The sequence below is a fragment of the Stenotrophomonas sp. STEN033 genome, from assembly GCF_056856655.1.
In genome coordinates, this window is sequence record NZ_JBXFWM010000028.1 from 43,424 (window position 1) to 52,352 (window position 8,929).

Annotated in this window: 9 protein-coding genes and 1 tRNA gene; all 10 read right to left on the reverse strand. The window is 61.3% G+C overall.

The features are described from left to right. Positions 1–2: 2 nt before the first annotated feature. The 10 genes from AC1VXC_RS11365 to AC1VXC_RS11410 all read right to left on the reverse strand — a co-directional run bounded on the left by AC1VXC_RS11365 (position 3) and on the right by AC1VXC_RS11410 (position 8,756). A complete protein-coding gene (locus AC1VXC_RS11365) occupies positions 3–521 on the reverse strand; it encodes a hypothetical protein (protein WP_481538287.1) in 519 nt (172 codons plus the stop codon). After that, positions 518–1,318 carry a phage BR0599 family protein gene (locus tag AC1VXC_RS11370; RefSeq protein WP_481538286.1) on the reverse strand — a complete coding sequence of 267 codons (801 nt, stop codon included), beginning with the start codon at positions 1,316–1,318 and terminating at the stop codon, positions 518–520. Before AC1VXC_RS11370 ends, AC1VXC_RS11365 begins: the two co-directional genes overlap by 4 nt. Continuing rightward, positions 1,315–2,937 carry a hypothetical protein gene (locus AC1VXC_RS11375; protein ID WP_481538285.1) on the reverse strand — a complete coding sequence of 541 codons (1,623 nt, stop codon included), beginning with the start codon at positions 2,935–2,937 and terminating at the stop codon, positions 1,315–1,317. The genes AC1VXC_RS11370 and AC1VXC_RS11375 overlap by 4 nt, the downstream gene beginning before the upstream one ends. Beyond that, the gene (locus AC1VXC_RS11380; RefSeq protein WP_481538284.1) at positions 2,937–4,004 is read right to left on the reverse strand and encodes a hypothetical protein; all 1,068 of its coding nucleotides are present in this window, start codon (positions 4,002–4,004) and stop codon (positions 2,937–2,939) included. The genes AC1VXC_RS11375 and AC1VXC_RS11380 overlap by 1 nt, the downstream gene beginning before the upstream one ends. 1 nt (position 4,005) lies before the next feature. Next, positions 4,006–4,854, reverse strand: coding sequence for a hypothetical protein (locus AC1VXC_RS11385; protein WP_481538283.1), 849 nt, complete (start codon positions 4,852–4,854; stop codon positions 4,006–4,008). Position 4,855: 1 nt separating this feature from the next. Next, positions 4,856–7,027: a phage tail tape measure protein gene (locus AC1VXC_RS11390; RefSeq protein ID WP_481538282.1), complete on the reverse strand. Its 2,172-nt coding sequence runs from the start codon at positions 7,025–7,027 to the stop codon at positions 4,856–4,858. A gap of 36 nt (positions 7,028–7,063) precedes the next feature. Continuing rightward, a complete protein-coding gene (locus tag AC1VXC_RS11395; protein ID WP_481538281.1) occupies positions 7,064–7,345 on the reverse strand; it encodes a phage tail assembly protein T in 282 nt (93 codons plus the stop codon). Between the two features lie 50 nt (positions 7,346–7,395). Next, positions 7,396–7,767, reverse strand: coding sequence for a hypothetical protein (locus AC1VXC_RS11400; RefSeq protein ID WP_481538280.1), 372 nt, complete (start codon positions 7,765–7,767; stop codon positions 7,396–7,398). 114 nt (positions 7,768–7,881) lie between these two features. Further along, positions 7,882–8,595 carry a phage tail tube protein gene (locus AC1VXC_RS11405; RefSeq protein WP_481538279.1) on the reverse strand — a complete coding sequence of 238 codons (714 nt, stop codon included), beginning with the start codon at positions 8,593–8,595 and terminating at the stop codon, positions 7,882–7,884. Positions 8,596–8,669: 74 nt separating this feature from the next. Further along, a tRNA-Leu gene (locus tag AC1VXC_RS11410) sits at positions 8,670–8,756 on the reverse strand. Positions 8,757–8,929 lie beyond the last annotated feature (173 nt).

Here is an 8,929-nt window from a genome sequence, read left to right on the forward strand (position 1 = left end):
GTCTACGCCTCCATATTGATCAATGCCCGCGCATCCCCGCGATCGCCGCGTAGTGGCTCGGCCTTTGTGATGTTCAGCGCCCTCAGAAGCGTCAGCCGCGCTTCTGAGGGCCGGTGCCCGATCAGGTACTCGGCGATGTCGCCTGCACGCTCCAGCACTTCGGTATCGCGTACGACCAGCGCGCGGCCCTGCAGCAGCTCGGCAGCGCGGTAGGCGCGCGGAGCGAAGTCCCGGATGAAAGCATCGCCGTCCACTCCGATGCCGCGCAGTGACGTGGCCACACGCTGCAGGTCGGCCAGCACCAGCACGAACCTGGCATCGGGGAACAGGTCTAACAGCGTCTGTGGTGCATACAGGCCGCCCGACTCGGCGAAGCCAACGCTGGGCGCCGCCAACTGCCGAATCCGGTCGATGCCGCCAAAGGCCATCGCGTCATGGTGGCAAGTCGTCCAGTCCGTGGTCAGCAGGTTCGCGAGCCAGGCGGTCATGCAGCGCGGTGGTGCCAGCACGAAGAACGTCACGCAACCCCCTTCTCGAACGGGTTGTCATGCGGGATGTAAGGGAACCCGCCGTGGTTCGGTGTGTTGGAGAACTTGTTCAGGCAATCGCCACCGATAACTTTGTCGCAACCTGGATAAGCATCAACGTCATCACTGGCGCCGATGTCGGGGATATTCGCTGTCAGGGTGATGATGTCGGCCGCGTGCGCAATGATTCGCCTCCGGCGACCAGCGCCTGCATCCACCTCGCCTCCGATGAACCAGCCATCAGGCATTGCGGCGAACTCCGCCGCCTGCATCGTGCCGCCGACATGGGCGATCAGGTGCGCGGGGACACGGTAGCCGGACTTTGACAAGGTGCAGCCAATGTCGAACAGCGCGTGCAGGCAAGTCGTGGCGAAGCGCAACCGGAGCAATGGGCGGGCCAACGCGGTAAACAGCGGCTGGCACTTCAGAACGGCCTGGCTGTTCGACCACGACACCGACAATACCCGCCAGCGGCCCAGCTGGATGAAGTCCGATTCGCCGCGATGCTCGCGGAAGACCGTCAGGTACATCGTGCCGTCTGGTGCCTGGGCATTGAATAGCGCGGCCACCGGATTGTTGCGGGCCATGCTCACATCCAGCGATTCGCGCGGTGTTTCATCGGTCACGGACAGGTCGCCGCGCTCGATGTAGACCGGTGTGTAGGTCTTCCCGCTCAACTGGAATGGACGGTCGGCGGACGTGTACAGCCACTCATCCAGACCGATGCTGAAGCGGTACAGCTCTACCGGCGCGCCATCATGCGCGCTGATTTCTCGAGCGTCGTAGGTCATTCCAACTCCAGAAAGTAGGCGCTGACCTCGTGGAGCCCGCCACCGAGGTGGTTGATCTGCACGTTGTCGGATGCAAAGCGCTTCAGCCCCATCAGGCTGACGCGATCGATTTCGGAGTAATCGAGAGTGCTCAGAGGGGCCGCAAGCACTAGGCCAATGGTGTCACCCAGCGTGGTGACGCTCTGGATGTTGGCGAACAGGTAGGTGCCGTCAGTCTTTCGAATCGCAATGGCCTTGGTCTTGCCGTAGCGCTCGAAGCCGTTCGCAAGGGCAACCAACACGGCACCAACAATGCCGGTTCCCACCGGTGTGAAATCAGGCTCGAAGCTGGGCTGGTAGAACGGGCGCCACTGACCGCGCCGGCGGTGTAGCCAACGGCGCAGGGGCCACATCTCCGCGCGCTTCACCACCCAGCGCATTGGGCGCGAAACCTTCGTGCGGTTCCAATACCGGTCATCCGTCGCCCAGCCAGTGCCGTTGTCCAGCGCCTCGATACGCTGGGTGGCGGTATCGTCTACCGGATTCAGAGCCGGCGACCTCAGCAATACGTCATAGCCGTTCCACTGCACTGGGGCAGCGGATCCGGCCAGGTCGGCGGTCCGGGTGAACTCGAACGTCACGTCGATCATCCCTGCGAAACCAAAAGTCGTCCGGCTAGGATCAGCAACGATGCGCGCGGTGGCGGTCGGGTAGATGCGCCCAGCGCGCGACGCAGTGGTCGGACGCTTCAGCACCAGCCGGTCGGGTAGAACCTGGGCGATTTCGACGATCTCGAAGTCGGACTCACTCGCCCAGATCATTGCCATCTCGCGCCAGTCCCCCAGCGTGGTATTGCAGAACACCTCCGCCGCGCCAGCCGCTACAGTGCAAGGCTGCCCCTCATCGATGCTGGGGACCGCGAAGCCACGACCGTAGCCGCCGAAGATGGCGTGCTGCGCGCCGGTGAAATCCTTCGGGTGGAGAGTGAGCTGGTAGGTCTGCCGAGGCAGGTCACGCAGGCTGATGGCCTGTTCAGTTCCGTCCAACGCCGTCATCACGTCGGTAGACCAGGTCAAGGTCTCCAGCATTGGTACCAGCTGCGGCCACGTCACCGCGATGACGGCCGAGCCAGTCACAATGACTGGTGCGCTCTCTGCCCCTACCCACTCGAAGTTGTAGGTCACATCGATAATTGGCGCCACGTCCGATGTAGCGGTCAACGTGAACACCATTGACTGCAATCCCTTCAGCAATAACGGCGGCGGGGGGGTGAGTATCAGGCCATCATCGGATCCGATAGCGGTGATGCTAGTTAGAGCCTTCGGAACCAGAAACGCATTCCAGACCTCAAACGTGCGGATTTGAGGCGGAGCCACATTGCCGAATTCGATCCTGGTCGGGGTTGTGTGTATCCGGTGGTAGAAGTCGTCGGAATAGCTCGCGGCCATGTACCCCGCCCTTGCCACGGAGTATGACCGCACGGGGAGGACCGCAGCCTTCGGACCGGTACCGAGCACGCTCACTTCTGCTGCATACGGGGGCCAGTAGTCCGCCGCGTACTGGCGCAGGCCGTCGGACAGCCCCGGCGTCATTTCACCAGACGCGGGGGATCCTACAAGGTAGCCGATGCGCGTAGCCATCAGGGGCCGTCGTACCGAACAGCCATAGCGATAGTGCCGGAGTGACTCTGCCGGCTGCCGCTTGTCGCGCCTATGTCGATGGGGTCACGGGCCGATAGGTTGCGCCGGTACGCTGGGTAAACTTTCCACCGGTCCAGTCCAAGGGTGATGATCCCGCCAGCCGCAACGTAGTCGTTACGGCACAGCCGCAGGTGCTTCACCTCGCCCACACACGAAACTTTATTCGCAGGGCGGCGCTGATGGATCAGCAAAGGCAGCAGAATGGTTTCCTGATTCCACGTATTAAGCGCGTACCGAAGAAGAGGCATCATCGTCCGTGATGCGCATACTTGTGGGCTATTCGCGATGACTGTGGCATCTGGTTGGGCCGCGGGGCCGAACCCGAAGTCGGCTCGACTCCATGCAGGAAGCCCGGTCGTTTCCTCAATCGCACCGTGGATCGAGCTGCTGTTGTACTTGCGGAATTCCTGACTCCACACGTAATACATGGAAAACGGAACAGGGTTAAAGGCACCGTCGACGCCCGCATAGTTCGTCGCCCCATCCAGCGATATGGCGCATCGGTCAAACCGGAGATAGACACCTGAACCATCGCCATCATATGGCCGGGACAATGTTGCACACTGGTAGTTCCCGGTGCCGGCATTGCCAGGTGCAGTCGCTTTGCCGAAAGAGAGGTACTGCCAATATTCCTGGGCGTTGTAGTTGACAAAAAGGAACACTTCGTCCGGATCGGTCAATACGTGAACGTGATAAGTCACCGGCCAGTCCCAATCAGGGTAGTCAGTCCCGGAAGCTGATCGCAGTACTCCAAGCCCGACAAGGATCGGGGCAGGATCGGTCAATGTGTTCGCCCCGTCGATGCCATTCCCCACCCGCACTTGAAGCCTCGAAGTCGCAGGCAAACCAGCAGCGGTATCCCCGAGCCGACCGACCGTCACGTCCGCGTAGACACCGCTCTTGTGAAGCACATTGCCTGCCAGGGTCCACCCGTTCGCAGTGCAGGCGGACCGCAGCGCCGCAAGGAGGTCTGCGCAGGATGATGCTGTTCCGGTTACATAGGCCATATCAGCTCATCCTCATTGCGAAGTAGTCGTTGAAGCTGGTGCGGCCGACATCCTGAAGACACACCCAGTTCGTGCTGCCAATGCCGACAGTGCTCTCCACTGTGTTGTTGAAGTTCGAGACATAGCCGATGCCATCCAGCTCGCCGAAGATGTTCGGCGCCGCCTCGCACAGGACAATGGGCATCACCGGGTATTGGCCATTGGTGTCTCGCAGTTGTGCATCCACCCCACCAATGAATGAACTGTTCCACGGGTAGGTGACTGGCTGTTTCCAGGTGCCATCCATGAACCGGATGCGGAAATTCAAACGATTTCCCTTCCACGGCATAGACATTGCGGTGTCGCTATATCGTTTAGCCTCCGCCCCGTTGAGCATCCCCGCGACGTAGAGCGGGTATGGGTACTGTCCGGGGGTCGCGTAAGGTAAGAAGAACCCCGCGCCTCCTGACGTGTAGACAGGAGTTCCGACTTTCAGCCCGAGGTTAATCCGCTGTGCGTTTACCTGAAGCCAGTAATCGACCCGCTGGTTGTGGGCCGGCATGCCGGACTCCAAGATGCCCGGCTGTGTAGCCCAAGTATTGCCAGCGGCATAACCGGTAAACCCAGCGACGGACAGGTTGTAGTAGTCCGCCGGCACCGACTCATAGGTGCGGAACCCGATGAAAATCTCCTTGTCGCCGGATAATCCTTCACCCTTCAAGATCAGCTCATGGCTTGCCGGATCGTCGGTCTTGTAGCGCAACGTAACCCAGCCATTGGCTTCGGCCAGCGCCTTGATCCGCAGCAGTAGCTCTTTGTGCGCAAAACCGGTCGTACCGGTCTGGTCAGTAAAACTCGCCTGAAAGGCCATTTCAGATTCCCATGTTCTTTCGGTTTTGCTGGAAGTGGACGATGCTGACGCGCTCGCCCGCGCTCGACTTCATCGCCGCCAGGGCTTGCCGCTGCGCTTCGGCCTCGCTGTAGACCGCGATCACCTTGACTGGGGTGGGTTGCTGCGCGGCCGGGGCCGACAACGGGGTGACGTGGCCGTCGCGGCCACCGGCCATGAGGAACGTGCGGCCGCCAGTGCTGTACAGCTCCGGGCCGTTCTCGTTCACCTCGTAGAACATCCCAGCGCGCGTCGGGCCGCCGATTGCCTTGCCGCCACCGAAGGCACCGCCGATTGCTGATAGAAGCCCGCTAACCCAACTTCCGGAACCACCACCACCGCCACCGCTCTTGCTGCCTAGCGATTGCAGGTATTCGCCCAGCTTCTTCAGGGCGGCATCAGCCAGCAAGCGGATCGCCATCTGCCGAATGCTGTCGACGAAATCGCCGAACGCAGCGTTTGCACCCTTTGTGTAGTCCAGAACTCCGGCGAACAGGCTGTGAGTGGAATCAGCCAGGTCGTCCATCCATTCGCGCGCCTTGCGCGCTGCCTGCATCCTCTCCGTTGTTTCGGTGATTGCTCGCCCAAGGGCCTCATCCGCAGTGACGCCCGCCCACTTCAGATTGTTGTAGATCTCCTGCGCCTCGGCCGACATTCCGAGCATCGCGATCTCAGCGTTCAAATCAGACAGCAATTGCTGGGCCGACTTCGTGCGGCGCTCATCAAGGCGCGCCAGATCGTCGGCCAACTGCTTCTCGGCGGCCATCATGTCCAGCCGCTGGCCGTTGGTGACCAACTGTTCCTTCTGCGCCGCACTGAGGTTCGCCATGGAGCCGAGCGTCGTCTGATAGACCATGCGGGCTTCCTCGCCCTCCTTTCCGAACAGCGCGATGCGCTCGTTCTGCTGGTCGATCAGACTCTGGTACGACTTCGCCAGCGCTTCAGCTTCGCGCTGTTCATCACTCTTCCCCGCCTTGCCGGTCTTTGTCTTGTTCGAACCCGTGCCACCCGACTCCAGCGCAGCCCGCAGCTTTGCCGTATAGGCGTCAACAGCCGCTTGATCAACCCCGTCGGAACCTTCATCCACCGACCGTGCACGCCTGTATCGGCGCTTCTTCGGCGCCGCTGCCTCATCTCCGCCGCCGAAAGCCGCGTCGACTTGCTTATCCCACCCGGCCGAGGCATCCATATAGAGAGCCGCGGCCCCCCGGAAGTCACCCTTCAGGAAAAGCACCGCTGCGTGTGCCTGTGCCAAGACTGTCGCAATCGTTTCGCCAGCTAACTTGAATCCCGTGACGATGAACCCAGACGCCGTGGCGATAACCCGGAAGCCGTCAGCGATGCGAGAGGCAGTATTGCTGACGACATCGCCATCCTTCGATAGCTGCACGAAGTTGTCGGTCAGCTTCACAAGATCAGGCAACAGGTCCGTCGCAACTTGCAGCGCCAGGCCCAGAACGGCGGATTTCAACCTGGTCAAGTTGTCATTGAAGGCCTCAGCCTGCTGACCAGCTTCGGTCGATACGACCTGGCCGAATACCTGTGCTTCATCACCCGCATCCCGAATGGCCTGGCTGCCGTCTTTGATCAGCGGCACCATGTCCTGGAAGCTCTTGCCGAAGATAGCGAAGCCAGCCGCCATGGCCTCGGGCGAGCCCTTCAACGCAGAGAAACGATCAGCGAACTCATACAGGATTTCATTGGACTTGCGCATCTTGCCACTGGCGTCAGTGATCTTGATGCCCAGCGCCTCGAACATCTTGGCCTGCTCGCCGGTGCCGCTCATTGCAGCGGCCTGTGACTTGGTCAGTTTGCCGAGCGTCGAGGTCAGGGTTTCCATCGACACGTCCGCCAACCCACCGGCATAGGTCAGACGCGACATTTCCTCAGTCGGCAGCCCCACCTTCACGGCGGCCTTGGAAAGGTTGTCCATGTCGTTGATCGCAGACTTGATCGCCACACTGGCTGTCGTAATACCCGCCGCAATGACCGCGCCGGCGACCTTACCTATCTGCTTTGCCTGGTCCTCGTACTTCTTCAGCTCTGCCTGCCACTTCTTCGCCTCTTTCTCGACGATACGGCTGGCGCGGCCCATGTCGGATTCGAATTGCGCCATCGCGGCATCAACGATGATGCTCACCTTACCGAGTGACATGGGGATTCCTCAAAAGAAAACCTCGCCGCAGCGGGGTCAGGAGTGCGGCGGCCGCTGCTCGATGTGGCCGATCATCTGCATCTCTTCCGGCGTGAGCCCGCCAGCAGATGCGGGGGAGCTCCACAGATCGCGTGGCTGCAGGAAGTCCTGGAACGAAACGGCCGATACCCCCTGCGGTCTGGTCGCGTTGAACACGCGCGCCGCTATCTGCGCCAGGATCATCTCGATTCGCTGGTCAGGAGGCGGCTCGCGCTGAACAAAGGCCTGGTAGGCGTCCAGCTGCCAGGCCGGCCACGTCAGGAGCTCCCCCAGCGGCACCCTCAGATCGAAAGAGAGGCGAAGCAGGAAGCGCAGCCAGGGGTCGGCCGTTACTGCTTTTCCGCGTCGGCTTCCTCGACATCCTTGTTCACGTCATCGGCGTGCTTTGCCAATTGCGTGACGAGCCAATCCGGCAACGCCTGCACGTCCTCAACTCGGGCAAAGACCTGCTTTCCGTCTTCGGTGACGTTGCAGAACTGCACCAGCTGGTGGCGATTGATCAGCATGTCGCTGATATCCAGATCCATGGTGTTGTCGGTACCGACCTTCACGCGCTGGCCGCGCGCGAGCTTCACACGTTCGGCACCGGTGATGCGGCGGAAATAGACATCCTTGGTCTTGCCTTTGTGCTCAACCGTGCGCTTCTGCGGGCCTTCGCCCTCCAGTAGATCGGCGAAATAGTCATTTTGGTTCTGGGTCATAATTCATTTCCTTGCAGACGGGTTCCAGCCGGATACGCCACGGCGAACAGCGCAGAGCCGGCAGGAACCCGAAGGCTGTAGCCGTTCGGGTGAGCCGTTGGGTAACTTGTTGAATCAGGTCTTCCAGACCCGGGTCATTTCGCCGGAAATACCGAGCGCCACGTTTGCAGTGACCACGGCATCGATGCCGACGGACTGGCGGAACGCCTTCACCGCAGCAAGGAATTTCTGCGAGGTGCGGTTGGTGGCCGGCGGCTGGGTCAGACCCAAGGCGCCCAGGGTTGCCGTGGCGGCGCCGCCGGTGCCGGCGCCCGTAAAGGCGACGGTCGGAGCGGAGGTGTAACCAGTGCCGGGATTGGTGACGGTCACGCCGGTAATGACGCCACCGGAGACGGTGGCCACAGCCGCAGCGCCGGTACCGCCACCACCGGTGAAGGCCACCGTCGGCGCCGTGGTATAGCCGGTACCGCCGGCGGAGACCGCGACCGCGGCGATCCCCTTCGATGCGATCGGCGCAACACCAACGCCATCGCTGTAGCCGATGACAAACACGCGGCGCGCATCGGTGCCGGCCAGGGCTTCGAGCTTCTGGTGGGACACGCCCTTCGGGTCAACGTTCACGGTCAGGCCGAGGTCGCCGTTGTCCGGCAGACCGGCCAGCTTCTCAACCGCCACCGAATCAAGGTTCGTGGTGATGATGTCGTTGGACTGCTTACCGAAGTCACCGTAACCGGTGATGTTGCCGATCTTCAGCACCTCACTGCCGGGGGCTGCATCCGGGTCGAGCATGTATAGCTCGGTGCCCTGGGTGCGGAGTTCATTGCTCATTGTTGGAACCCTCATGAAACCCCGGAAGCGGGGCACAAAAAAACCCGCTTTCGCGGGTTGTTTCGTTTGAGTCGTGGTGCCCAGGAGAGGACTCGAACCTCCACGGAGTTGCCCCCGCTAGCACCTGAAGCTAGTGCGTCTACCAATTCCGCCACCTGGGCGACTCAGGAGATGAATTGTGCCGAGTGTGAAGAAAACTGTCAACGCTTTGTGCGAAGAAATTTCACGTTGAAGCAGATCACTGTAGTGCCGAGCCATGCGCGGCAGGGGCTTTACCAGCGAAGGGCGCCCCTCACCCCAACCCCTCTCCCGTAAACGGGAGAGGGGCTAGCAC

What these genes read in the sequence shown, in the direction of transcription:
- AC1VXC_RS11370 (WP_481538286.1), bottom strand. Translation starts at nt 1,318, where the DNA reads ATGACCTACGACGCTCGAGAAATCAGCGCGCATGATGGCGCGCCGGTA.
- AC1VXC_RS11375 (WP_481538285.1), bottom strand. Translation starts at nt 2,937, where the DNA reads ATGGCTACGCGCATCGGCTACCTTGTAGGATCCCCCGCGTCTGGTGAA.
- AC1VXC_RS11380 (WP_481538284.1), bottom strand. Translation starts at nt 4,004, where the DNA reads ATGGCCTATGTAACCGGAACAGCATCATCCTGCGCAGACCTCCTTGCG.
- AC1VXC_RS11385 (WP_481538283.1), bottom strand. Translation starts at nt 4,854, where the DNA reads ATGGCCTTTCAGGCGAGTTTTACTGACCAGACCGGTACGACCGGTTTT.
- AC1VXC_RS11390 (WP_481538282.1), bottom strand. Translation starts at nt 7,027, where the DNA reads ATGTCACTCGGTAAGGTGAGCATCATCGTTGATGCCGCGATGGCGCAA.
- AC1VXC_RS11400 (WP_481538280.1), bottom strand. Translation starts at nt 7,767, where the DNA reads ATGACCCAGAACCAAAATGACTATTTCGCCGATCTACTGGAGGGCGAA.
- AC1VXC_RS11405 (WP_481538279.1), bottom strand. Translation starts at nt 8,595, where the DNA reads ATGAGCAATGAACTCCGCACCCAGGGCACCGAGCTATACATGCTCGAC.